The sequence below is a fragment of the Spongiibacter sp. UBA1325 genome, from assembly GCF_002306875.1.
In the GTDB taxonomy this organism is placed as follows: Bacteria; Pseudomonadota; Gammaproteobacteria; order Pseudomonadales; family Spongiibacteraceae; genus Spongiibacter; species Spongiibacter marinus.
The window spans coordinates 117,940-143,347 of record NZ_DBTD01000003.1; the positions used below are offsets into that span (position 1 = coordinate 117,940).

Here is a 25,408-nt window from a genome sequence, read left to right on the forward strand (position 1 = left end):
ATGTTTTCCTCGTGGTGTGTCATAGCGAAACAGAGAAGAATGGTGAGAGGGGGAGTAGCGCTGCGCCCAGACTGACCGCAGTGCCGATCGGGAACCCGCGCGCTCGATGCTTATCATGCCGCTTACTTTTTTCGATGATAGTCATGATGAGTGCCAGCACCAGGGTACCCGAGGCGAAGACAAAGAGTAACGTCGTCGGCGGCCAAAGCGGAGAGAGGGCCAGCAGCAGCTTGACGTCGCCACCTCCCATGTTGTTTGAAAGGTAGCCTGGAAGTGTAATCGCCAGGGCGAGCACAATATTCACCACCCATTGATAGGCGCTGATGCCACCACTGCCGATAAAAATGCTCAGCGAAGCAATAAACAGCGCCAGATTTAGGGCGTTGGGAATTCTCCGTGATGACCAATCAACATATGCCAAGACGACAAGTAGCAGAATGATGACGATGGCCATAACACGGGGAATTCCTTTTTCGCCGCCAAATTCAATAACGTGTTTAGGCTGCGTCGATATCTGCGTTGATGTCAGTGAAGATGCCGCCGAGGTCCAGCAGGCCAATCGCTGCGATGATAACGCCGATCAGTACGGCAGCCATAATTGCGTACTCGATGGCACTTGCGCCGCGCTCATCATCGCGAAATTTAGCCAGGGAACCAGAAAAAATCTGCATCAACAATACTTGAATTTGCACTAACATAGTTACACTCCATGGTAAAAGAAAGCGGTCGAGTCTAATAACGCCCTGTTGACCGTGTTGTTACTTTGCTATTTGCACAGATTAAAAAAAATAAGTATTTGCCGTAGAGGCGAGCATCTACCCCCAGTTAGGATAGTAGAAATTGAGTGACATAGGTATACGAAAGAAAGCAATGGATTTATTGGCCCGACGGGAGCACAGCCGTAAGGAGTTAGTGTCCAAGTTGGCGCAGCGCTTCCCCTGTTGTGAGGCGGACATTGCGATAGTTGTGGAGCGCTTGGCTCTTGAGCGTCTGCAAAGTGATCAGCGTTTTGCCGAGAGCTACCTGCGGATGAGAGCAAATAGTGGCTTTGGCCCCTCGCGTATTCGCATGGAACTGCGCGACCGCGGTGTTTCAGAAACGATTATCGATGAGGCGTTTGCTGATGCCGGTTTCGACTGGTTTGAGCAATTGCAGAGTGTTTACCAAAAAAAATACGCCGATGTTCCACCCAAAGATCGGCGGGAGCTGGCCAAACGGCAGCGATTTCTTCATCATCGTGGCTTCGACGCAGAGTCCATCCGGCGCGTGTGTAGAACTGCATAACGATGTTGCACCGAGAAGTACTCTGTTTGGGACAGATTCATTGAAAGGAATAATGAATGTTGATTCGCTCTATCTCGATTCTTTTTTTCAGCACATGGGTGCTGGTGATGCCGGCTCAAGCGGCAGAGGCGCTTAGCAGTGCCAGCATCGCAGCCCTGGCGGACAAGCTGGAGCTCACTAGCCAGCAACGCGAGCAGGTCAATAAATTGATTGTCCGCTATGCGGCAAAAGCAGCCGAGTTACAAAAAGAAAGCGTCGCACTTAGACAAGATATGCAGCTACAACCGCTACCGGAAATGACGCGCAGTACCATTGCTGCAATGAGCCAGCGGGCGGGGTCTGTTGCGGCCCGCCACACCGGGTCAATTCTCCAAACACAAATGGAGTTTTACGGCCTGCTCACGCCTTCCCAGCAGGCGGAGTATCGAAGACTGCGCAAAGCTGGCCAAGAAAAAACCGGAGTCTCTGCGGCGCAGTGAGCCTTTAGTGGTTGCTGAAATCACGGTTTGTACCTAGATAGCGTCTACGCTGGGTCACGTAGTATTCGCAAGGATAGCGAGCTGCAATGGGCAGTAAATTAATGGAGCTGTGAGTATGCGACAGGGTTTCTTAACCCCACTGTTTATATGTTTTTCCCTTGTTGCCTGCGGCGGAGGTGGTGGGGGCGGTTCCGGTCGCGACGACACGCCTTCCTATCGCATCGCTCCAGGTGAAGCGTCGGTGCTAACCTTCGATGACACCGCGCGTTTAGAACTGGCGTCGACCAGCGCAGCGCAAGCCCTGTCTATTTCTTTAGAAGTGAGCGCTGCTGCGGAGCAGACGCAGTATGAGCTGCAGCCCACGGAAACACAGCTGCTAACGCCCGCTAGGTTATTCTTACCCCTGCCGGAAAAGCCCAAAAATCAACGATATAGCGTGGCCAGAAAAGTCGATGGGCAGTGGCGGCCGCTATTGAGCTCTGTGCAGGGTGAGGCGGGTGTCACTGCCAGTATCACCCAGTTCGGTGAATATCGCTTGGTTCCCACTGAGGCTCCCGAGGTGGCGCGCGTGGTCAACGGCAACTGCGAAGCACAAGCCGAGGAACAATCGCTGCGCTTTATTCACGTAGCTGACCTGCATGCACGCTATGGTGGCCCTGAAAAGCTTTTTAGTCGTATCAAGGCCTACCACCGTCAGGCGCTTGGAGAACAGCCCTATACAGTATTCAGTAACGGCGGAGACGATTTTGAAAAGGGCAGCGTCGCTGAGTTGTTATCGGCGGGAGCCGCGACGGTTGAGGTCACCAAGGCCATGGCGTTTGATGTACGCGTCATTGGCAATCACGATTTTGCCTGGGGGGCGGACACGCTACTCGACCACGCCCAGGACCCAATCGCACAGGTGATTGCCAGTAACAGTGAATACCGAGGCGGCAGTGCAGAGAGTTTCGGCGCGCAGGGCTTTGCAGTACTTCAGGTAGGCTGCTTGAAGGTCGGCTTCTTTGGTATGAGCTCGGGGCCGTGGAATGAGCTTGATGAGCCCCTTGAGACGGCACCGATTCCGGATTTCGTCCCCGACTTTAAAATGAATTGGCACTTGCAGCATATTGCCGAGGGGGTGGTCAGCCAGTACCGGGAGCACGTGGACGTTTTAGTGATGCTCAGCCACCTAGGTGCCAGTGCGGATCGTGAAATCCTACTCGCCAACCCAGAGATCGACGTCGCCCTTGGCGGACACAGCCATTTGGGTACCGAGTTTGAGCAGTTGGCGTCGGGCAATATACTGATCCAGCCAGACTTTTTCGCCGATGGTCTGAGTGACGTGACGCTTCGCTACCGCCTGTCGGACAAACGCCTTCTCGACGCCAGTGTTGACGAAATTCAGGTGCGTGATATTGCTGAGCCCGATGCGACAACACAGCAGGTTATTGAGGGCATTGTGCAAAAATACAGCCCCGATGCGCATGTCGAAATCGCCTTGGCTGAAGACCAGCCAAACGCACAACAATTAACCGCCCTGGCAGCCAAAGCGGCGCTATATCATCACGGGGCCGATGCAGCGTTGCTGGATCCCTCGCAGGTTATCGAGCGCTGGCTGCCAGGGACGGTAACCGCAACCGAATTTCATCGCGCGCTACCCGTTGAGCGACAGCCCGCAGATACGCCAGGTTTTAAGGCATTCTATGAAGTTAGTGTATCCGCCGCAGAACTGGCTGAGATGCGTGCGGCACAGCCAGCTTGGGTGTTTGTCTCGTCGCAGGCAGCCGAGTCAGAGCCCATCAAGCTGGTGCTCTATAAAAGTGCCGCGTGGAATTTGACGCTTTTCTTCCCCAATTTAGCTGACCGCTCAGCAACATACCTGTCAGAAAGTTGGGCAAGTCTGGATGCGTATGCGCGCCAGCGCAGCAGTGACTGCCTGTATCTGGATATCGATAAAACCCTGAGTCGCTGTCAACCAGACACCGTTACCACAACGTGGCAGTTCCATGGCGATGAGCAGCCCTTGCGAGAAGACGCTGGGCCCTCGCGCCTGAGCTACCTTAACGTTGCCACACAAGCGGATACCCAATTCGGCCCGCCGGCAGACTTTGGTGTGCCGGAATTAGCGGGTGGAGACTCGGTGGTGATGGCATTTGATGCATACAGTCCGGAGCAGGGGTTGAAACTGCAGACCAACGTCCCTGCGAACGGCGACCTCGCCGAGCAAGGAAAATTATCGGATTACTCGCTCGTTATGGACATTTTATGGCCAGAGGCCAGTGATGGCTTCTGGCGCGCCATTATGCAGACTACGCCTAATAACGATGATGACGCAGACATATTCTTCGAATCCAGCGCCAGTGGCGGAGTGGGTATCGCCAGTGCCGGTTCCGGGTACTTTGGCGAGTTCCGTCCAGGAAAATGGCATCGACTCGGCTTGGTATTTTACGCCGGTGGCGATGGCGGTAGCTTCAAGGCCTACCTCGACGGTGAGCTAATCGGTGCCAAGGCGGGGGGAGATATCGGTGAACGCTGGGCGATAATTGATGAGCTGTTGCTGCTGACTGATAACTCCTTTGAAACGCAAAAGGGTTACATGAATGCGCTGTTATTCTCGGGGCGCGCGCTGAGCGACAGCGAGCTCAATGACCTGGGCGCCGCGAAGCAAAATTTACGCCTGCAGCCCAATGCGCAGCAGCTGCAGCAGCGCATACAGCGCCACCTTCATCACTGATGGAGTAGGTGGCACTGCACGCGGGCGCTAGAGTTGCCGTTGCTCAAAGCCTTCCGCTGACAGCCAGTCGTCAAGGTTTTGGGCCGTTGCGCTATTACTGATTACCGCAATGCTGGGCGCCACGCCCTTGAGGTACTCTCGGGTCACCCGCTGCAAATCGTCGCCAGTCACCGCGAGTACGCGGTTTCGGAATGTGCGGCGATCATCAATGCTGCGGCCAAAAATACGGCTGTGAAAATCCTGCTTTGCCTCGCCGGCGGGCGAGCCGGGTTTGTCGATATTGCTGACAACGCCCAGTATCGCTTGCTCCAGGGCGTCGCTGCTCACAGGTGTGTCCAGCATCCAATCAATGGCTTGGCTGAAATCGTTTAGCGTTTCTTGCAAGCGTGGGTCGCGGTAGGAATAAAAGCGGAAGGCCGCAATATTGGAGTCTTGCGATGCGCCGCCGCCATAGGCGCCGCCCTGTTCGCGAATGCTGCGATGCAAGATGCCGTTGCGAAGATACACAGCCAGCACGCTCAATATCGCGGCGTCCGGATGGCCCGAGGGAACGGTGGGGTAGGCGCTGGCGCAGAAGTTGACCTGGGAGTTAGCAGACCAAAATTCACGACGTGCTTCACGGCAGGTGTCGGTGTGCAATAGCGCGTTGCCATCGCCCTGGAAATTATCCCAAACCGATGCCAGCGCTGAGCGATGAGCATTGAACCCCTGTTCTTCAGCAACGACCAACAGCTGCCGGTTGGCAGAGAGCACTTTCTGGTGAATGGCCGCTAATCCCTCAGCCAAGGCGGCTTTGCCGCTCGCTGTCTCAGCCGCATCGCTCAGCTGTCGAAGCTGCAGAATGCCATCTAAACCGGACATCTTTTGGCTAATTCTTGCAACGGGGCTCATCCCCGAAGAGGCCGCTGCCATGGCCAGCGCGTGCCCGTTTCCGGTGATTGAAGACTCTCGTCGCGCCTTCATGTGGGCGAGCATATCGTAGATTCGTTCATGTTCGTCAAAGCGTACCTGCTCCAGTGTGTCGCGCATGAGCGTTGCTTGCGCCTGGCAATTACGTAGCAAGGCCTTCGACGACAGTACTAAGTACGCCTGCTGCTGCTGTTCATCGTTTATGCCGCCGCGCATACTGGTGTAAGCCGAGATGCCGCCACAAATAGCGGCTTGCTGGGCTTGCACCTCTATGTAGCTGCGCTCGCCCAGGCCGAGCTCGGTGACGGTTTGGGTGTAGAGGGGGAGTAAGCCGAGCTCGTCATCGCTGAGATGCGGCATTTCGATTAACAACTGCTGGTAAATCAAACCATTGGTGCCACGGTTGTAATAGCAGTAGGGCAGATTGCCGAAATGCGCGTCGGTATAGGGCAGCTCGGGGAGGTCTTGGGCGACATCCGCCAAGCCTACTCGGGGCAAGATGCTCTCGTCTTCTTGCAGGGTTTGTCGCTCAGCCAAGGCTTCTGCCTGATCGATAATCGCCTGCTTCTCCGCGTCGCTGAGCGAGGCTTGGATTGTGGCTAATCGGTGTTGTTCAGCGTTTTCGGCGCGCTGTTGATACTGTTGGTCAGGACTGAAAACCAGGGTGACGCGATGAGGGTTATCAATTAGCTGCTGCAGCAAGCGGGGAAGATAATCCGCATCAGCGATTTTCTCACGCAGGCGCGCAAGCGCTGGGTCTAGGTCCAAGACATCAACGGGGTTGCCGCGGTGGGTGGCCGCTCCCAAACTATTCAAAATTAGTTGCAGGCCATAGGGGTAGCCGTCGCCACTGATCTCTCGTTGTTGTAGCTCCAGCTGGTGAAGGACTGATTCAACTTGGTCGGTGTCGACGCCCTCCTTGACCAAGCCGCGGAGAGTGTCGAGCACCAGGGCCTCTACGGCATCGCGGTGCTCGACCTCACTGCCTTCCAGTCCGCAGGCAAACACCATCTCACGCATTGAGTCCTCTAAACCACACATCGGCGAGGGGGAGCTCCCCAGGTCGCTGGTTTCAAGCGCATGCAGCAGTGGGCTGGAGCTGTTATCCAATAATATTCCGGCAAGAAGTTGCGCCTCTAGCAGGCTATCAAGGTCGGTACTATTGCCCAGTAGCCAGGACAACACGATATGGGTCTTACCCTTGGGGTCTTCCGCCGCTGGCAGCGGGTAGGACTCTTGCACGCGAATGGGGGCGTGGTAGCGTTTTTCATCCGCCACTGCAATGTGCTTATCCAGGGCGGTAAAGCGCTTGAGGGCCAGTTCTTCAAAGCGTGCTTGGTGCTCGGCGGCAGAAATATCGCCGTAGGTCATAAAAATGGCGTTGCTGGGGTGGTAATGGCTTTCGTAAAAGCCCTTTAGCTCTTCGTAGCTGAGGTCTGGAATGGCCTCCGGATCGCCGCCGCTGTTGTGGTGATAGGTGGCAGTGGGAAATAAATACTTACATAGCGTGTGCCAGAGCCTGCTTGGTATCGAGCTCATGGCCCCCTTCATTTCATTGAAAACCACACCTTTAAATTGAAGTGCGGAGTCGGGATTGCCGCGTTCGCTAAACTCTAACCGATGACCCTCTTGGGCGAAATCTAAGGGGTGCAGGCGTGAGAAGAAAACGGCATCTAAATACACCTGTAACAGGTTATCAAAGTCTTTCCGGTTGCTGCTGGCAAAGGGGTAGGCTGTCCAGTCGGAACTGGTAAACGCATTCATAAAGCTGTTCAGCGAGCGACGAATCATCATAAAAAACGGGTCGCGCACCGGGTATTTTTCGCTGCCACACAGCGCCGTGTGTTCCAGGATATGAGCGACGCCCTTCGAATCGTTAGGGACGGTGCGCAGTGCCACAAGGAACACATTTTCTTTATTGTCAGCGTCAATATGGTAGTGGCTGGCGCCGGTTTCTATGTGCCGGTATTCGCATAGGGTGACGCCGAGTGCGTCGATTGATTTACTGCTGAGCAATTCAAAAGCAGGGTGGGCGGCACGTGGTTGGGTAGCAGTCATAGAATCCTGTCTTGAGCGATTAAACGTTTCAGGGAGACTAGCATTTTTAGCCGGCTTTTGCGGCGCTTTTTGCCGTCTCCAATACTGGAAGCGTAAAGCGAATTCGGTAGATTTTGGGCCAGAGTTTACCAGTCACCAGCCAGGTATCGTCGCGGGCATCATAGGCGATACCGTTGAGCACCGCTTCCTGATGGAGGCCCTCTGGAATGAGTGCACTCAAGTCTAGTTGTGAAACGACTTCGCCTGAGCGCGCATCAATGACAAGGAGGTAGGGCTGCTTCCATTGGTTGGCGAGGATATAGTCGCCATGGCACTCCAATTCGTTGAGGTGCTGATAGTTACCGGCTCCGGTAATGGTGAGGGTGTCCACCAATGAAAAGTCGCTGGTTCGGCGCCACTGTATTTCGTCGCTGCCGTCAGACATTGCAAATAAGTCGCGGCGCGAGTGATAGCAAATGCCCCAACCCTGACCCTTGTATGCGTGACGGCGCAGTAGCGCAAACCGCTCGGGGTCTATCTCCAGTAATTGGCCAGCGCGCCATGTGAGCAGGTAAAGTCTGCCTCTGTGGAAGGTTAAGCCCTCTGCGAATAGCGATTTGTCCAGGGTGACGCCCCGCAGGGTTTCAGTGCTTTCTTCAGGGGCAGTACTCCCTTCTGGAAAGGGGCGTGCAATCACTTTCGAGTGGCCATAAAGACCGCTGCTCTCAAAAAGCTGGCCGTGAAACAGTTCCAGCCCCTGGGTGAAGAGCGCTGTTGAATGAGGGTAGTGCCCCACAACGTCGTAAGGAAGCGGATTAGCAGCCGCGCGCAGTGGCAGTACGACGACCACAAGAGCGATAAGCGTGTGTAAGCGGTACATCACTATTGTCAGCATTCACAGTGTTTGCAGAATCTCCTACTATGCCATTTCGCTGGTAGCCGCGCACCACTGACGTGCAGATGACGGGCACCGTGGCTAAGCAAGGATTTGGAGGGCACTCAGGGCGATGAACAACGACGATATTCTCTGGCACTTGTCAGCGAAGGAAGCCATTCGCGACTTGGTACTGCGCTACTGCCGGGCCATCGACCGCAAAGACTACGCCGCATTGGCAGAGCTCTATCACCCTGATGCTACTGAAGACCACGGGGCGATGTTCCGCGGCGCAGCGAGCGATTATGTTCAGTGGTTGCCAGAGCAATTATCCCAGATGACTTTGACGGCGCACGCGGTAACGAATCACCTGATTGTGGTTGACGGCGATCGCGCCGAGGGCGAAGTGTATTGCCAGGCTTACCACCGTTACCCCGGTGCCTCGGGCGATGAAGAGCTGCTGGTGGGTGGGCGGTACTTGGACCGTTATATTCACTGTGACGGCCGGTGGCAGTTCAGCCACCGCGAAATTGTCACCGACTGGAATGAATGTCGCCCTAGCCGTTGTGACTTTTCAGGCCCCATGTTTGCCGGTACGGCCCAAGGGGCTGAGTTGTCTCGCGACCCATCCGCGGCTTGGTTTGTTAAATGAGCCGCTAGGCTTTGTTCTCCAAGACGAACATCCTATAAGGAGGGCATTGTGCTTCCGGTGTAGGTAACGCGGGCGTGGTCACCAGAGAAATCAATCATCTCAACAGCCGCCACGGTGAAGCGGCTCGCTGATATCTTCCACTCTCCATCGACACGTTGGTATTCATCGTCGTAGTGTCCAGACAGCTGAATGCGCGTTTTATCCTGGGTGTTGATGCTCAGAAAACGCAGGCCGATGTGCCCCGTTGCCTGGTCTTCCGAGAGGATGCGGATAACGGGGTTTTGGGCGTGGTGCATGTCGATAATGTGGGCATGGCAGCCAAGTTCTTCAAAGACGTTTACAAAGGCTTCACGGCTGTCAAAGCGCCCGATGTGGCCGAAGTCGATGTCGATCTTTCCCGCAACAAAGCAGTTACTAACCTCCTCGGGTTGCTTGGCATCACAGGCATTTAGGTAGCGGTATTTCAGTGCAGAAATTGCTGAAATATCCTCGAGTTCGCGCAGACGTTTTTCCAGGGCAGTGTAGTCGCTCACGCAGGCTCCTATCATGTGTTGGTAGTTTGGGGGCAGCCTAGCGTTTACTGCGCATTAAGTCACGAATGATAAAACGCGCGGGCGACAAACTTTCGCACAACTGCTTGGGCAGTGGCCGATTCTCATTGCATAGATAGGCAGCAAGCAGTTCGGCGGCGATGGGGGTCGACGTAAGGCCCCGCGAGCCGTGGGCGACATTCACATAGCAATTGCGCACATAGCGCCCGGGCTGATCGATGGCGCGGCGAGCATCTTTGCGCAACGCGGCGTAATCATTGTCGAAGGCTTCAATATCGGGCAGGGCGCCAACAATAGGCGCGTAATCCGGGCTGGCGCAGCGCAGCGCGGCGCGGCCGCCAATCGCTTCGCTGCCGGTCTTTAGTAGGTTAGGGCTAAGGTCGGCGAGTGTGTTGAGGTTATAGGCGTGGTCCTCAGCCGTTACCTCACTGTTGGCGTTGTGAAGATCAAAGCTCGCGCCAATGCAGAGTTGTTGCTTATGTTCAGGGGCGACATAGCCTTTGTGGCACACCACGCACCGGGGTGAGGTCTGAACATCCTGCTGTCGAAAATAACTAATTTGACCGCGAATTTTACGCAGCGGTAAGAACGCGCTCTGTGAAAACTGTGTTGCGTCGTGGCTATTGGCAATAACGACGGCATCACCCTCAGCAATTGGATGTGGCCCGCTGCCAATGATCTGCCAGTGGTCTCCGTGGTCAAGCAGCGACAGTGCCTCACTGTTGGTCAGTAGCGCAATGTTGGGGTGAGCAATGCGTTCTTTGCAAACACTCGGCGGCGACAGCCAGCCCGCGGCGGGATAGAAGATACCGTCTTGGCGAATATCAATACCGCTTAATGCAGAGGCCCGATCGCGATCCACAAATTGCAGCCAGTGGTGTTCGGCCAATTGTTGCTGCAAGCGCTTAAACAGCGCCGCCTCGCGTGGCGAATTGGCGAGTTGAAGAACACCACAAAACTCACCATCAATGGCATCGGAATTGCTTGCAATACGATGGTAGTGGTGAAGCGCATAGAGGAAGCTGTGCAGAGTAAACACGTTGAGCAAGCCGGGTTCCGGCGATAATTTGGTGTAGAGCATACCCTGGGGGTTGCCGGATGCCTCCTCGGCAGGGTTGGCGCGGCGCTCGATAAGGGTGACCCTGAGTCCTCGCTCTGCCAGTGCGCGGGCGGTGGTGCAGCCAGCTAAACCGGCACCAACCACCACCACTGAGTGCACGCTTGCGGTCGCGGCAGGCTGATGCCACGGCAGGCGGCTCGGCGGCAAAGCGGGCTCGGTGTCGGGCTGCGCGGCAGTAAAGTGTCCGACAAGCATGTCGCGTTTGCGGCCAAAGCCCTTGGTTTTGGTCACGGTAAAACCGCGTTCACGCAGACCACGTTTGACGATGCCCGCAGCGGTAAAGGTCGCAAAGCTTGCATTGGGCTTGCTCAAGCGAGCCATGGCGTCAAAAAGGCTCGCTTGCCACATGCCCGGGTTGGCAGAGGGGGCAAAGCCGTCTAAAAACCATGCGTCAACGGGGCGAGGTAACGAGTTGGGGTGACCGCCAATACTGTCAATCAATGCGGGCAGGGTGTCGGCAATGTCGCCAAACAGCAGGTCTATGTGCGGCCCTCTCTCACTGAGTGAACGGCGATGGTGTCCAGGTATCAAAGGGGGATAATTGTGCTGTAGAATCGCCGCCAATGACGCTAGGCTTGGCCAGTGCTGATGGGCTTTGGCAAGGTCGCCACTGTTCAGCGGGTGCTTTTCGCAGGAAATATAGTGCAGGGTCCAAGAGTCGGGCGCACATTGTTGCCATAATTGCCAGGCCAGTAAAAAGTTGAGACCGGTACCAAAGCCGGTTTCGCAGATGGTAAAGCGTCCGGGTTTATTGGCATCTAGGGCTCTCCAGCGTTCTGCCAGCTGGTTGCCGTCAAGAAAAACATAGCGGCTTTCGGCGCTGCCATCATCGCGGGAAAAATATACATCACCGAAGTCGCTGGCGCAGGGAACACCGTCTTGCCAGTCGAGCTCGGCAGGTTGGAGATAATAAGGATTGTTGTGGTCGTTCAATGACAGGCCTGTAAACGCTATGAGAGAGGCAACAGGTATTGTAACAGGCAAAATTGCGTCGGCTGTAATGCTGATTGTATTTGCTGTCGTGGGGATACTCCCAGGCCTGCCCGCGCAAGCGGGCGCCGTCGACCCAGAGTCAAAAAGTATTACGCTGGCCCTCGCAACTGAACCGCCCACACTGCACAGTGCGAGAGCGACAGATACGATCGCGAGCTTCGTTATCTCTCATATGATGGAGGGGCTGCTGCGCTACGGCGAAAACGGTGAGCTGGTAGGCGGGGTGGCCGAACGTTGGCAAATCGACGAAAACGGGGCGCGGTTTTGGCTGCGCGAGAAAGCGACGTGGAGTGACGGCCAGGCGGTTACCGCTCAGGATTTTGTTTTTGCATGGCAATATGCCCTGCGCCCGGAAACCGCCTCCCAGTATGCGTTTATCTTTTATCCGATTAAAGGTGCTCGCGCCGTAAACGAAGGCCTTGCGCCGCCGGATTCACTGGGTGTACGGGCTGTCTCCAGCACCGAGTTGCATGTCGAGTTTGCCCAGCCCTGTCCCTACTTCCTAAGCCTTACGGCCTTCATGAGTTATATGCCGCTGCGCCAGGACCTTGTAGAGCACTGGGGGCGCCGTTATGCCGCTGACGCCGACAAAATGCTCTACAACGGGCCTTTTACCCTGACCAAATGGGTGCACGGCGCGCATTTAACCTTGGAGAAAAATCCGCATTACTGGGACAAGTCGTCGCTGCAGATCTCACGCATCGACATGCCCTATATCACCGCGGACCCTGGTGCGCAGTTTAATTTGTTTCGAGATGGGCAGATTGCACTCGCCAATTTAGATACCGGCTTGTTGGATGAGGCGGTTAAGCGCGGCTATGACATTCAGCATTTTCACAGTGGCTCGCTGTTCTTTCTGGAGTTTAATTTTCGCGCAGGCAGGATTACAGCGAATAGAAACTTCCGAAAGGCGATTCAGTATCTGTTGGACCCAGATGTACTCGTCAATAAAGTGATCGGCCTGCCGGGTGTACTGCCGGCGTATTCCCTGTTTCCGGTCACAGTGCGTGGCCAGCGACAGGCTTTTCGTCAGGAATATCCGGTGAGGAGACTGCGGCAAGATCTGGCCATGGCGCGCCAGTATTTGGCGCAAGCGAAAAGGGAGCTCGGCCTTGAGGCTTTCCCACCGCTTATGCTGCTTGCCGGAGACAGCCCTCGCGCTGTACAGGAGGCCGAGTACTACCAGTACCTCCTCAAGCGCGGCCTGGGCCTGGACCTGCGTATTGATCAGCAGGTATTCAAGCAGCGCATAGAAAAGATGCGCCGCGGCGATTTTGACATCGTGGTTGCCGCCTGGGGGCCTGATTACGACGATATTATGACCTTTGCCGATTTGTTTGCGTCGTGGAATGACAATAATCGTGGTCGGTACAGCCACCCGGAATATGATCGCTTGGTGCGCGTTGCTCAAAGCAGCGCCAATGCCTCCCAGCGATTTGCCGCGATGGCTGCCTTGCAGGATTTGGTGGTTGATGATGTCCCCATTTTGCCCACCTACGAGAATGCCATGCTGTATGTTCAGCACCCTCAGTTAAAGGGCGTTCGTCGTTCAGTGTTTGGCGGTGACCCCAATTTTCGCGATGCCTGGATTGAGCCCTGAATGATGATCAAGTTTGTATTGCATCGGCTCCTATGGGGCGCGATAACAGTTTGGTTTATTGCAACGGCGACGTTCTTTGCCATGCACGCAGTTCCGGGTGACCCATTGATCCAGGACAAAGCGATGTCGCCGGTAGTTCGCGCGCAGTTGGAAGCGCGTTACGGGCTAGATAAGCCACTCAGCCAGCAGTACTTCACCTTCATGGGCAATATGATAAACGGCGACTTCGGTATCTCCTTTACTCAGGAAAATCGCCGTGTGAACGACATAATACGCGAGCATTTTCCGGTGTCGGCAACCCTGGGGATCGCGGCCATTGCTATTGCATTAGTGGGCGGGGTTTTGGCAGGCAGCATCGCCGCGCATTACCGCGGCCAGTGGCCTGATAAGTTCGTAATGTTCATGGTGGTTGCAGCGATTTCTGTGCCGGGGTTTGTGATTGCCGGTTTGGCTCAATTGATTATCGTCAAGATCAACGCCGCGGCCGAGAGCACGGTGTTGCCGGTGGCGGGGTGGGGAGGTGTCAACCATGTTTGGGTCCCGGCTCTGGTACTGGGGCTGGGCACTTTGGCATATTTAAGCCGCTTGAGCCGCGCGGCGATGCTCGAGGTACTAAGCAGTGACTATATATTGGCTGCGCGAGCGCGCGGTATCAGTGGTGTATCACTCTTCTTTCGCTATCAGCTGCGCAATGCCCTGTTACCGGTAGTGACTGAACTCGGTCCAGCGGTTGCTGCGATAACGACGGGCGGGTTTGTGGTTGAGCTGATTTTTGCCATACCCGGCTTGGGACGCTATTTCGTGCAGGCCGTGCAACAGCTGGACTACACCGTCATTATGGGAACCACGGTATTTTATGGCGCCTTTCTGGTGGTCATTGTGGTGCTTGTCGACATCAGTTATGGCTTGATAGACCCTCGAATCCGTTTGTCAGCGGGGCGCAGCTAACATGCGCATTCCCGTATTTCGTTTTGCGCCGTGGCAGCCGCCGGTACTTCCAGATGTGGAGTGCGCGGCGCCCCCCTCATGGCGGTGGAGCCCCAGCTTACTAGCGGCCGCAGGCACGGCGATGGCGATGCTGCTTTTTGTGCTCCTTGGCCCGTTAGTGTGGCAGCAGGATCCGAGCCAGCAATGGTTGTCGCAGGTGTCCAGTGGACCGACATCGGGGATATACGCAAGGGTGGTCGGCCCCATATCAACAAAGGGAGCTGGTAACGTCAGCCGCTTAACGGTGCTGGAGAGTAATACCGAACGCGTGCAGCTCGCCTGGCCCGAGGTGGTCTCGGTTGAGCGCTTTCGTCTCTATCGAGCCAAACAGCATCAATCGGGTAAAGGCCTGCCGCTGTGGCAGGGTAGGGGCTGGTCATATACCGATGAATTGCAATTGCGGCGTCAGATCTACCGTTACACCCTGGTCGATGCCGACACGGGGCTGATGCTGTTTTCAACCGAGACGCGTCCTGAGCCAGCAATTTCGGTATTTGAAGCCCAGTTGCAGGGACTGATACCTGCCTCTGCGACGGTTTATCCTGAGTACCTTAGATTGCCTGCTCACCCTCTGGGTACCGATGCCTTGGGCCGCGACATCCTGGCGAGGCTAATGGCTGGCGGGCGAAGCTCGCTGTTTGTGGGGATTGTGGCGCCGCTATTGTTTATCAGTTTCGGTGCGATCTTTGGTGGTTTGGCGGGCTATATTGGCGGTAAGTTTGACCAATTTGCCATGCGCTCAGCGGATTTTGTCGTCGCACTGCCTTTCTTGCTGTTCATGATTTTACTGCGTATTGCCTTCGGGATTGGTCCCGGTGAGGACGGCATTTTGCCACTCATTTTGGCGATGTTACTGCTTAGCTGGCCGAGCAGTGCGCGGCTTATTCGCGGCCAAGTGCTGGCCCTGCGCAGCCAGCCATTTATCGACTCGGCGCGACTCTCGGGCGTTACTACTTGGGGGATTTTCCGGCGACATATTTTTCCAAATGTGTTGCCGGTGTTGATGGTGGCATTCAGTTTTGCCATACCCCAGGCAATTTTTACTGAGGCCTTTCTTTCATTTATTGGTATGGGGGTGTCGCCACCAAGCACGTCTTGGGGGGCAATGTGTAACGATGGTATCAAAACACTTTTGTCCCACCCCGGGCAGCTATTGTGGCCGGCCGCAATGATCAGTATTTCGGTATTGGCGTTTAATATTCTCGGTGACGCATTGCGTGACACTGCCGATAAACGCAGCGGCGGGGTGGGGCAATGAGCGTCGTCGCGATAGAGCATTTACAACTCGCACTCAGCGGCAACCAGGTGTTGAGAGAGGTGTCCTTCAGTCTGGAGGAGGGAGAATGCCGAGCGCTTGTCGGCGAGTCTGGCAGCGGCAAGTCGTTAACCGCCATGTGTTTACTCGGTTTGGCACCGCCCAATGCGGTGCTCAATGCCGAGCAGTTCAGTGTAATGGGGCAGCCACTGCCGGCTCAGGGGCATCGCGATTGGCGAGGGTGGCGTGGGCGGCGCATCGCCATGATATTTCAAAACCCGATGACCGCATTAAGCCCCACGCGAACGATCGGAGCGCAGCTGTCTGAGTGCTTTCGCTTGCACCGCAATATGGACCGTCGACAGGCGCGTGCCGAATCTGCGGCACTTCTTGAGCGCTTGGCGATTCCGCGTGCCGAGCAGCGCCTATCTCAATACCCCTTTGAGTTTTCGGGGGGCATGCTGCAGCGGGTGATGATAGCGCTGGCGGTTGCTTGTCGACCGAAATTATTGATCGCCGACGAGCCGACCACCGCACTGGATGTGACGGTTCAGGCCGAAGTGTTGGCACTGTTGAGTGAACTACAGCACGAGCAGGGCACCAGTTTACTGTTTATCAGTCATGATCTGGGGGTGGTGGCCAATATTGCTGACACCGTATCAGTGATGTACGCGGGTGAAACCGTGGAGTCGGCCTCTGTAGCGAGTTTGTTACGCCACCCTGCCCACCCCTACAGTGAGGCCTTGCAGGCAGCAATGCCACGTTTGCATAGCAGGGAAATTACGGTTGCCATTCCGGGTTCACCGCCCGATATGCGCGGCACTATTCACGGTTGTGCCTTTGCACCGCGCTGTAAACATCGTATGGCTATTTGTGAGGATTCGCCGCCGTTGCTGGTCTCACCGCGAGGTGCTGGCGTGCGCTGTTGGCGCTGGCACCCGGACTACCCCGAGCGCTGGAGGCTGCAGCATGACTGAACCATTGCTCGCCTTGCACCAGGTCAGTTGTCATTTTCAGCGCAATAATGAGGATCTTGCCGCTGTCGATGGGGTGAGTTTATCCATCCGCGCTGGCGAAGTGCTGGGGCTAGTGGGCGAAAGCGGCTCCGGTAAGTCCACCCTGGGGCGTATCATTGCCGGCCTGCAACGGCCTTCCCACGGCACTCTGCGATTCAACGGAGCGGTTTTACCTGAGAAGCTCCAGCGCCGCCGCGCGGGGCAGATACAAATGGTTTTTCAGGACAGCTACGCGAGTCTCAACCCCCGCATGACCATCGGCGAAAGTTTGTCCGAGCCACTGCTGGCTCGCGGTGAGCGTCGCAGTGTGATTCACCAGCGGCAGGGGTATTGGCTGGAGCGGGTCGGCCTTGGTGCACGATTTGCCCAGCGCTATCCCCATGAACTGTCCGGCGGGCAGCGCCAGCGGGTGGGGATTGCCAGGGCCTTTTTGTGTGAGCCGCAGCTGGTGGTTTGCGACGAGGCGGTGTCGGCGCTGGATGTGTCGGTGCAAGCGCAAATATTGGCGCTGTTGAGGGAAATTCAGAGCGATCTCGGTACCGCAATGGTATTTATCACCCACGACCTGGCGGTACTTGGCGGCTTGGCTGACCGCATTGCGGTGATGTACCTCGGCGAACTACTTGAGCTAGCGCCCTGTTGGCAGCTGCTGAATACCCCGGCGCACCCCTATACTCAGCAGTTGTTGGCTGCTCACCCCGAGCCGACGCTCGATCGCAACAAGGTACAAGTGATCGCCCCGCGGACCATAGAGCTGTCCCTGCCGTTAAGTACCGATGTCGGCTGCCGCTTCGCCGACCGTTGCCCCTACGCCCTCGAATCATGTCGACAGACCCCACCCTGGCTTAAAGTGCAGGCTGAGGGCAGGGCCGTGGCCTGTCACCGCAGTGACGACATTGCCGGTGCAGCACCCGCGGGCTGAGGCTGGTGTGAAGGGGTGTCTTGCATTAGCATGCTGTCGCCAGAAAATGACGTATCAGGAATAACAACAATGAATGTAAATATTGAGACCCCCGCGCTGATGTTATTGGCATCCTCGCTGATTAAACAGTGCATCATTGATGGGCAGCGCAGCGACGGAAAGCGTTTCTTTCGCGCCTTGGAGGCGGGTAAGGCGGTATTGCTGAACGATGTGAAACTTGAAGACGGGTCGGTCCTGCGCGTCAGTCTTGATATGAACTATGATGAGTTCCGCGGACAGTTAAACTTTAGTGCATTTCGCAATCAATTGATCATGCTCGTGGATAGCTACGCCCGCTTTCTAAAAACAGGCAATGCTCCCAGGGTGATGAGTGATCAAGAGGGGCAAGAACATGTTATTTTTGTGCCTGTCATCAGCGAAACAAAAGGGCAGATGAATGCGCTGGTACTGGGTGTAGACCAGCGCCAGGCGGGAAATTTGCGCTTTCGCCTGATGTTTGTGGACCCGGATCAGTTTGCGGCTGGCGAGTCGACTGGTGTTGACAGTGAACACAAATCTGGTTAGCTTGCCAAATTCACTTGAATAGGCGTCCGAGCCCTTGTGCCAACCGGCATGGGGAGGCACGTCGATAACAAAAATATAGCTAGGGGGCGACCTTGTCTGAGCAGCAACAGCAAATTGCAGAAACGATTAACGCGGCGAGATCACGCATTGGCCTATCCAATGACGTCGATCTGCAAGAGTTCCCGAATTTGGTCGGTATGTTTGACCACTGCGTCAATCAATACGCGGCGAACCCGGCTGTCAGCTGCTTGGGGCACACATTAAGCTACGCAGATTTGGATCGCTTGTCTGAGCAGTTTGCCTGTTACCTGCAAGAGCACAGCGGTTTGCAAGCAGGCGATCGCATTGCGATTCAAATGCCTAATATTTTGCAGTACCCGGTTGTACTGTTCGGTGCGCTGCGTGCCGGCATGATCGTGGTGAATACCAATCCCCTTTACAGCGAGCGCGAACTCAAGCACCAATTGAACGACTCCGGTGCAAAGGCCATCGTCGTATTGGCAAACATTGCCGAAACAGCGGCCGCAGTAGTTGGTGATACTGGCGTGGGTACAGTTATCGTTACTGAAGTGGCCGACCTTCATCCACCAGTGAAGCGGACGTTGATTAACAGCGTACTTAAGTATGTACGCAAAGAAGTCCCCTCGGTTAAATTCAAGAACTCCATTAGCTTCCGTAAAGCCCTGGCCAAAGGCAGTAGCAAGCAATATCAAAAGGCTGCGCCGGACCTGGAAGCATTGGCGCTGCTGCAATATACCGGCGGTACCACCGGGGTATCTAAAGGCGCAATGATTAGCCACAGAAACCTGATGGCTAACGTATTGCAGAGCCGAGAGAACTTCTCCAGTTATGGCTTGGTGAGTGGCGGCGAAACCTTTATCGCGCCGCTGCCGCTGTACCACATCTACTCCTTTATGCTGACGTTTGTTGTCATGATGCAGGGTAACCACTCAATTTTGATTCCCAATCCGCGTGAGTTGGACAGCGTTATTAAAGAGATGAAACGCTGGAAATGGACGGGAATGAGCGGTATCAACACGCTGTTTGTTCAGCTTTGTAAACACCCGGAATTTGCCAGCTTGGACTTCTCCGGCCTCAAGGTCACCCTGTCTGGCGGGATGGCGCTGACTGCCGGTGCCGCGAAAACCTGGAAGGAAATGACCGGCGCGGAGATCTACGAGGGTTACGGTTTGACCGAAACCTCACCAGTGGTATCGATCAACCCGGGTGGTGCCAACCAAATTGGTACCATCGGCCTGCCGCTGCCGGGTACCGAAGTGCGTTTGGTTGACGACGACGGCAACGACGTGGGCATCGGCGAGCGCGGCGAACTTTGCGTGCGCGGCCCGCAGGTCATGATGGGTTACTGGCAGCGCCCGGACGAAACTGAGAAGACCATTAAAGATGGTTGGCTGCTGACTGGCGATGTCGCGGTGGTGAAGGAAGATGGCTACCTGAAAATTGTCGATCGCAAGAAAGACATGATCTTGGTGTCCGGTTTCAACGTTTACCCCAACGAGATCGAGGATGTGCTTAGCTCGCATCCAAATATTGCTGAGTGTGCGGCGATTGGCGTGCCTGATGAAAAATCCGGTGAAGCCGTTAAGATTTTCGTTGCGCCCAAGCATGGCGAACTTGACGAGAAAGAGTTGAAGGACTTTTTGCGCGAGCGTCTTACCGGCTATAAAATGCCGCGCTATATCGAAGTTCGTGACGAACTGCCCAAAACGAACGTTGGTAAAGTACTTCGCCGCACTCTGCGAGACGAAGAGCTTGCCAAGCGCGCCAGCTGATTTTTACGCTGGAAAACGCAAGGGCGCCCATGTGGCGCCCTTTTTATTTTAAGGTCCTAGTCTAGCGCTCATGTCCGGCCATAATTGGAATCTCCTCGCTGACAAGCTCGGCGACAGCTACCGCCCCGATCACTATCGATTGCGACGTCGTTTGCAACAACTGCAGCGTCGAGAGCGAGACGGTCAAGCTGTCGGCGACGCCTATGTCAAACTTGAGGAGAGCATCAATGCCTCCGCTGAGCGGCTGCTCTTCCGGCAGCGCGCCGTACCGGCAGTGAGCTTCCCCGAGGGATTGCCGGTCAGTCAGCGCATTGACGATATTCGAGCAGCAATCGATAAACACCAGGTTGTGGTGATAGCCGGCGAGACGGGTTCGGGTAAAACCACGCAGCTGCCGAAGTTGTGTCTGGAAATGGGCCGCGGGGTCAATGGGCAGATCGCCCACACCCAACCTCGTCGTCTTGCGGCGCGCACGGTGGCTCAGCGAATTGCAGATGAATTGAATACGCCGTTGGGTGGTGCCGTGGGTTATCAGGTGCGTTTTCAGGAGCAAAGCACCCCGAACACCTACATAAAGCTGATGACCGACGGGATCCTGCTCGCTGCAATCGCCAACGACCGTTATTTGAGCGATTACGACACGATCATCATCGATGAGGCCCATGAACGCAGCCTCAATATCGATTTTTTGCTGGGTTACCTGAAAACCCTGTTGCCTAAGCGCCCAGAGCTCAAACTGATTATTACCTCTGCAACCATTGATGTGGAGCGCTTTTCTCGCCACTTCGACAATGCCCCCGTCGTCGAGGTGTCCGGTCGCAGCTACCCGGTTGAATTTCGCTATCGCCCTTTGGAGGACATCAGCGCAGAGCAAGACCTGGGAGAAGGGGTAGAACAGGTATTGCGGGAGATGATCGCCGAGGGCGCGCAACGCCATGGCGATACTCTGGTTTTTTTGAGTGGAGAACGGGAGATACGGGACGTCGCCAAACAATTGCGTCAAGCGCAACTGCCGGGTGCGGAGGTGTTGCCGCTGTATGCGCGGCTGAGCGCGGCGGAACAACAGCGCATTTTCGACCTTAAAGGGCGGCGTGGCTGGCGCGTGGTGTTGGCGACAAACGTGGCAGAAACCTCGCTGACGGTGCCAGGCATTCGCTATGTGATCGACGCAGGTACGGCGCGCGTGAGTCGCTACAGCGTTCGCAGTAAGGTACAACGCCTGCCCATTGAACCAGTGTCTCAAGCCAGTGCAAATCAGCGCGCGGGGCGCTGCGGGCGCGTGGCAGAAGGCATCGCTTATCGTCTGTACAGCAAGGAAGACTTTGAGCGCCGCCCGCTGTTTACCGAGCCGGAGATTCAACGTACTAACCTGGCGGCCGTTATCCTCCAGATGTTGCAGTTGGGTCTGGGTGATATCCGCAAGTTTCCCTTTGTCGACGCGCCGGATAACCGCTTAATTCGCGATGGCTTTGCCTTGCTGAGGGAGCTCGGGGCCGTCGACGGGGAGCGGATGACGGCACAGGGCAAGATGCTGGCGCGTTTTCCGGTAGATCCGCGTATAGCTCGGCTGATTATCGCCGGGGCAGAACAGCAGTGCCTGCGTGAAATGCTGGTGATTGCCAGTGCCTTGAGTATTCAGGACCCACGCGACCGCCCGGCGGACAAACAGCAGGCCGCGGACGAAAAGCACCGGCGCTTTTGGCAGGAGGGGTCGGATTTCCTCGCCTTTGTAGCACTGTGGGAATACGCGGAGGAGCAGCGCCAACAACTCAGTGCGAATCAATGGCGCAAACTGTGTAAGAAGGAGTTTCTCAGCTGGACTCGCATGCGTGAATGGCGAGAGGTGCACCACCAGCTACTACTGATGTGCCGGCAGTTAAAGCTCGAGCAAAATAAGCAGCCAGCCGATTACCAAAACATTCATCGGGCACTGTTGCCGGGCTTTCTCAGTCAAATTGCGAACCATGACGAAGGCAGGGAATACCTCGGCGCGCGCAATCGTAAACTGATGATTTTTCCGGGGTCGTCGCTGCGAAAGAAAACACCCAAGTGGATTGTTGCCGCTGAACTGGCAGAGACCAGTCAGCTCTTTGCTCGCTGTGTGGCAAAGATCGAGCCCGAGTGGGTGTTTGGTATCAACGACAGTTTGTTGAAGCGCAATTACGCCGAACCGCATTTCCACGCCCGTAGCGGGCGGGTAATGGCCTATGAACAAACCCTGCTTTTCGGCTTGACCCTGCGCGACCGTCATCGCATTCACTTTGGCCCTATTGACGCCAAGCTGGCCAGGGAGGTCTTTATCCGCCAGGGCTTGGTTGAGGGGCGTTACCGAGGTGCGGCGGCATTTTTTGCCCACAACCAGGCCTTGCGCCGCGAGATACTCGACTTGGAAGACAAGGCGCGCCGGCGTGATATTTTGATCTCAGATGAGGAGATCTATGCGTTCTATGATGAGCGCCTGCCCGAGGGCATAACGACCGCCAGGCAACTGGAGTCCTGGCTGAAAAAATCCTCGGCGGATGCCACTCTTAAGATGGCTCGCTCACAGATGATGCGCAGCGAGGGTGGCGTTGACGAGGCGCAATTTCCCACCCAGTTGAGTTGTGGGGGTAAACAGCTGGCCTTGTCTTACCACTTTGAGCCGGGGCATCGCGATGACGGCGTCAGTGTTTCCGTTCCGCTAGTATTGTTGCACAAGCTGCCGGAGGGGCGCTTCGAATGGCTTGTGCCAGGGTTATTGCGAGAAAAATGTATCGCCTTGGTTAAGGCGTTGCCAAAGGCCCAGCGCAAGCAATTGGTGCCGGTTCCTGACTACGTAGATCGGGCATTGGCCCGGCTAACGCCGAGTGACGAGCCTCTACTACCAGCATTAGCTGCCCGGCTGGAGCAGCTTAGCGACGCCAATATTGATTTAGCAGCATGGTCATCGGCGACCATAGATGACTACTACAAAATGAATGTGGTGGTACTCGACGACGGCGGCAAGCGGCTGGCGTCGGGGCGGGATATTGTTGCATTGAGGGCGCAGCTCGCTTCAGAGGTGCAAAAAAGTATCGCTGAAGAGAGCCAGGGTGGTTTTGAGGTACGCCGCTATCAACAATGGGAGTTTGGCGAACTGCCTGTCGAGCATCGCTTCAAACAGGCGGGCGCGACCTTGACTGCGTTTCCCTGCTTGACGGATTCGGGGCAGGATGTGGAGCTCAGCTTGGCCGAAACGCTGGAGGAGGCGCAGAACAAGTCCTTGCGCGGCTGTTTGCGGCTGTTACTTCTGCGTTTGCCCGCCCAGTGCAAGAGTCTGCGCGCTAAGTTGTTTAAGGGGAATGCCCAACAGCTACAGTTCGCCGCCTGCGGACAACAACGCAAAGCGTGGATAGAGGCCTGTCTATTGGTGGCAGCGCGTCGAGCTTTTGCAGTTACTACGGATAATCTGCCGCGCGATCAACAGGCCTTTGATGCCCTTTGGGAGTCGGGTCGTGCGGAATTTGTGCCTTGTGCCGAAGAGGTTGCAGCGTTGCTAGGCGATATTCTCGCGTCGCAGGCGCGAATCCGAAAGCAGCTGAAGAAGCTAAACAGCTTGAGCTGGATACACAGTATTAATGATATTCAGCGCCAGTTAGACGGCCTATTTGTCGACGACTTTATTTTTCAGGTGTCTACCGAGGCGCTTGGCCACTACCCGCGATACCTTGCTGCGATAGAGGAGCGGGTCAGTAAACTTGACGGCCACTATCAGCGGGATCGCCAGTCGACACTTGCCATTGAACCGCTACAGGAGCAGCTGGAAAACGCACTGGCTCGCGATCCCAAGTTGTGGCAGAAATCAGAAAAGCTCAGAGAATACCGCTGGCTGTTGGAAGAATTTCGCGTGTCGTTGTTCGCCCAGCGCTTGGGCACGGCGCAAACCGTATCGGAGAAACGCCTAAAGCAGCTTTGGCAAGCGTTAAAGAACGATGTAACAATTCGCTGAGTCATACGTCCTAATACAACAATAACGGGCGAAGAGGAGAGGGCCTTGCCTCAATATCACGTTCAGCAACAGTCAGCAATTCAACCGGGCTTAGCGGCAGATGCTGTGGGACTGGGCTTGCGACGCGGCATGCTCGATGCCTTCAGCGAGTTGCAGCCCGGCGATATCGACTTCTTCGAGGTCGCCCCCGAAAACTGGATTGACCTCGGCGGACGGTTTGGCAAGGCATTTGAAGCGCTGGCTGAAAAATTCCCGGTTACCCTGCACGGTTTGAGCTTAAACATCGGCGGTTTTGCGCCGCTCGACTACGCGTTGATCGACGATATCGCGGCATTCATCGACCGCTTCGATTGTCGCCTCTACAGCGAGCACCTTACCTACTGCGGCGACAGCGGCCACCTCTATGACCTGATGCCGATCCCCTTTACCGATGAGGCGGTTGCGCATGTTGCCGAGCGCGTAATTGAGGTGCAGCGGCGTCTCGGTCGAAAAATTTTACTGGAAAATGCCTCCTACTACGCCGCGCTTGATAGCCAGATGACCGAATCGCAGTTCATTACTGGCGTGCTCGAAGAGGCCGATTGTGGCCTATTGTTAGATGTGAATAATGTTTACGTTAACAGTGTGAACCACGGCTACGATGCCCGGCAATTCCTGCGCGAGCTACCGCTGGAGCGCGCCGCTTATATGCACATCGCCGGTCATTTTGACGAGGCTGATGACCTCAAAGTGGATACGCATGGTGCGCCCGTTATCGAGTCCGTGTGGAAGCTGCTTGGCGAGTGCTATGGGCATTGCGGGTCTTTGCCGACATTGTTGGAGCGAGATTTTAACTTTCCACCAATGGCCGAGTTGCTTGATGAGGTATCGCGAATTCGCGATGTGCAGGCGACAGGGGAGGTAGGGCAGTAATGGACCCCTTTCAGCAACAGCAGCAGGCCTTAACCGCCTATTTGCGCGATCCAGAGTCTTGCCCAGCGCCGCAGGGGGTCGAGCCTCGTCGCCTGGCCGTGTATCGAGACTTGTTCTACAAGAACATAGAAGGCTTCATCAGCGGTGGTTTTCCGGTTTGTCGCAGTATTTTTCCCGATGATCAGTGGCACGCCATGGTGCGGGACTTTATGAAAGTCCATCACTGCCAGAGCCCGTATTTTTTGCAAATTGCTGAGGAGTTTCTTCACTACCTTAGCAGTGCGCGCGACCACCCCGATGATCCACCATTTTTACCGGCGCTGGCGCACTATGAGTGGGTGGAACTTGCTCTCGATACAGATACGGCCACGCTGCCGGCGAAACTGTCTGTGTCCACGCCCTTGGTCGATACCTGTCTGCGGAAGTCGCCCCTCGCCTGGAGCTTGAGTTACCCATACCCGGTGCATCGTATTTCCAAGGCCTATCAACCTCTCCACCCGCCGGGAGACATGACATATTTGGTGGTGTACCGGGACCGCAGCGACGCGGTGCGATTTATGGAAATTAATGCCGTCACCGCTCGCTTGTTAGCACTGCTAGAAGGCGGAGCCTCGCCACGTGAGTGTTTGGCGAGTTTGGCTACGGAACTGGCGACCGAGGAAGACCGCTTGGTTGACTTCGCTGAGAGCCTGCTAAAACAGCTGCTGGAGGCGGATATTCTCTGCCTTGCAGAGCCTTCATTCACTGGCGAATAACATCGCTGGTATTAATGTGGGCTTT

General features: G+C 55.7%; 20 protein-coding genes. 14 read left to right on the forward strand and 6 right to left on the reverse strand.

From position 1 onward, the window contains the following. Positions 1-19: 19 nt before the first annotated feature. Positions 20-454 (reverse strand): prepilin peptidase, encoded by a 435-nt coding sequence (locus B3K78_RS01965; protein WP_286694113.1) that lies wholly within the window; start codon positions 452-454, stop codon positions 20-22. 43 nt (positions 455-497) lie between these two features. Then, complete coding sequence (locus tag B3K78_RS01970) at positions 498-698, reverse strand: Flp family type IVb pilin (RefSeq protein ID WP_036255425.1); 201 nt, start codon at positions 696-698, stop codon at positions 498-500. A gap of 172 nt (positions 699-870) precedes the next feature. Here B3K78_RS01970 and B3K78_RS01975 point away from each other — a divergent pair, with 172 nt between their 5' ends. From B3K78_RS01975 to B3K78_RS01985, 3 genes are all read left to right on the forward strand, one after another. Next, positions 871-1,284 carry a regulatory protein RecX gene (locus B3K78_RS01975; RefSeq protein ID WP_286694114.1) on the forward strand — a complete coding sequence of 138 codons (414 nt, stop codon included), beginning with the start codon at positions 871-873 and terminating at the stop codon, positions 1,282-1,284. 56 nt (positions 1,285-1,340) lie between these two features. Beyond that, positions 1,341-1,763, forward strand: coding sequence for a Spy/CpxP family protein refolding chaperone (locus B3K78_RS01980; protein WP_204995535.1), 423 nt, complete (start codon positions 1,341-1,343; stop codon positions 1,761-1,763). 115 nt (positions 1,764-1,878) lie between these two features. Beyond that, the gene (locus B3K78_RS01985; protein WP_286694115.1) at positions 1,879-4,476 is read left to right on the forward strand and encodes a metallophosphoesterase; all 2,598 of its coding nucleotides are present in this window, start codon (positions 1,879-1,881) and stop codon (positions 4,474-4,476) included. A gap of 27 nt (positions 4,477-4,503) precedes the next feature. On the opposite strand, the gene B3K78_RS01990 is transcribed toward B3K78_RS01985, so the two are convergent. Both B3K78_RS01990 and B3K78_RS01995 read right to left on the reverse strand, forming a co-directional pair. Next, entirely contained in the window at positions 4,504-7,443 is a 2,940-nt protein-coding gene (locus tag B3K78_RS01990) for an insulinase family protein (RefSeq protein WP_286694116.1), read from the reverse strand. Between the two features lie 46 nt (positions 7,444-7,489). Beyond that, on the reverse strand, positions 7,490-8,317 hold the full coding sequence (locus B3K78_RS01995) for a glutaminyl-peptide cyclotransferase (RefSeq protein WP_286694117.1): 828 nt from the start codon (positions 8,315-8,317) through the stop codon (positions 7,490-7,492). A gap of 112 nt (positions 8,318-8,429) precedes the next feature. Here B3K78_RS01995 and B3K78_RS02000 point away from each other — a divergent pair, with 112 nt between their 5' ends. After that, positions 8,430-8,948, forward strand: a complete 519-nt coding sequence (locus B3K78_RS02000; protein WP_286694118.1) for a nuclear transport factor 2 family protein — start codon at positions 8,430-8,432, stop codon at positions 8,946-8,948. Between the two features lie 32 nt (positions 8,949-8,980). Here B3K78_RS02000 and B3K78_RS02005 read toward each other — a convergent pair whose 3' ends face one another. Continuing rightward, complete coding sequence (locus B3K78_RS02005) at positions 8,981-9,481, reverse strand: nuclear transport factor 2 family protein (RefSeq protein WP_286694119.1); 501 nt, start codon at positions 9,479-9,481, stop codon at positions 8,981-8,983. Positions 9,482-9,518: 37 nt separating this feature from the next. Further along, complete coding sequence (gene mnmC / locus B3K78_RS02010) at positions 9,519-11,552, reverse strand: bifunctional tRNA (5-methylaminomethyl-2-thiouridine)(34)-methyltransferase MnmC2/FAD-dependent 5-carboxymethylaminomethyl-2-thiouridine(34) oxidoreductase MnmC1 (RefSeq protein WP_286694120.1); 2,034 nt, start codon at positions 11,550-11,552, stop codon at positions 9,519-9,521. A 19-nt stretch (positions 11,553-11,571) separates the two neighbouring features. Between mnmC and B3K78_RS02015 the strand changes: the two genes are divergently transcribed. From B3K78_RS02015 to B3K78_RS02060, 10 genes are all read left to right on the forward strand, one after another. Further along, positions 11,572-13,212 carry a peptide ABC transporter substrate-binding protein gene (locus B3K78_RS02015; protein WP_286694121.1) on the forward strand — a complete coding sequence of 547 codons (1,641 nt, stop codon included), beginning with the start codon at positions 11,572-11,574 and terminating at the stop codon, positions 13,210-13,212. Then, positions 13,213-14,160, forward strand: coding sequence for an ABC transporter permease (locus B3K78_RS02020; RefSeq protein ID WP_286694122.1), 948 nt, complete (start codon positions 13,213-13,215; stop codon positions 14,158-14,160). A 1-nt stretch (position 14,161) separates the two neighbouring features. Further along, on the forward strand, positions 14,162-15,457 hold the full coding sequence (locus B3K78_RS02025; RefSeq protein ID WP_286694123.1) for an ABC transporter permease: 1,296 nt from the start codon (positions 14,162-14,164) through the stop codon (positions 15,455-15,457). Continuing rightward, entirely contained in the window at positions 15,454-16,431 is a 978-nt protein-coding gene (locus B3K78_RS02030) for an ABC transporter ATP-binding protein (protein ID WP_286694124.1), read from the forward strand. Before B3K78_RS02025 ends, B3K78_RS02030 begins: the two co-directional genes overlap by 4 nt. Next, positions 16,424-17,392, forward strand: coding sequence for an ABC transporter ATP-binding protein (locus tag B3K78_RS02035; protein ID WP_286694125.1), 969 nt, complete (start codon positions 16,424-16,426; stop codon positions 17,390-17,392). The genes B3K78_RS02030 and B3K78_RS02035 overlap by 8 nt, the downstream gene beginning before the upstream one ends. A gap of 69 nt (positions 17,393-17,461) precedes the next feature. Beyond that, positions 17,462-17,956, forward strand: a complete 495-nt coding sequence (locus B3K78_RS02040) for a hypothetical protein (protein WP_204995524.1) — start codon at positions 17,462-17,464, stop codon at positions 17,954-17,956. Positions 17,957-18,048: 92 nt separating this feature from the next. Then, on the forward strand, positions 18,049-19,749 hold the full coding sequence (locus B3K78_RS02045) for an AMP-binding protein (protein WP_286694126.1): 1,701 nt from the start codon (positions 18,049-18,051) through the stop codon (positions 19,747-19,749). A 70-nt stretch (positions 19,750-19,819) separates the two neighbouring features. Continuing rightward, positions 19,820-23,716, forward strand: a complete 3,897-nt coding sequence (hrpA, locus tag B3K78_RS02050) for an ATP-dependent RNA helicase HrpA (protein WP_286694127.1) — start codon at positions 19,820-19,822, stop codon at positions 23,714-23,716. A gap of 45 nt (positions 23,717-23,761) precedes the next feature. Beyond that, positions 23,762-24,628 (forward strand): HvfB family MNIO-type RiPP peptide maturase, encoded by an 867-nt coding sequence (locus B3K78_RS02055; protein WP_483375155.1) that lies wholly within the window; start codon positions 23,762-23,764, stop codon positions 24,626-24,628. Further along, entirely contained in the window at positions 24,628-25,383 is a 756-nt protein-coding gene (locus tag B3K78_RS02060) for an HvfC family RiPP maturation protein (protein ID WP_286694128.1), read from the forward strand. The genes B3K78_RS02055 and B3K78_RS02060 overlap by 1 nt, the downstream gene beginning before the upstream one ends. Positions 25,384-25,408: the final 25 nt, after the last annotated feature.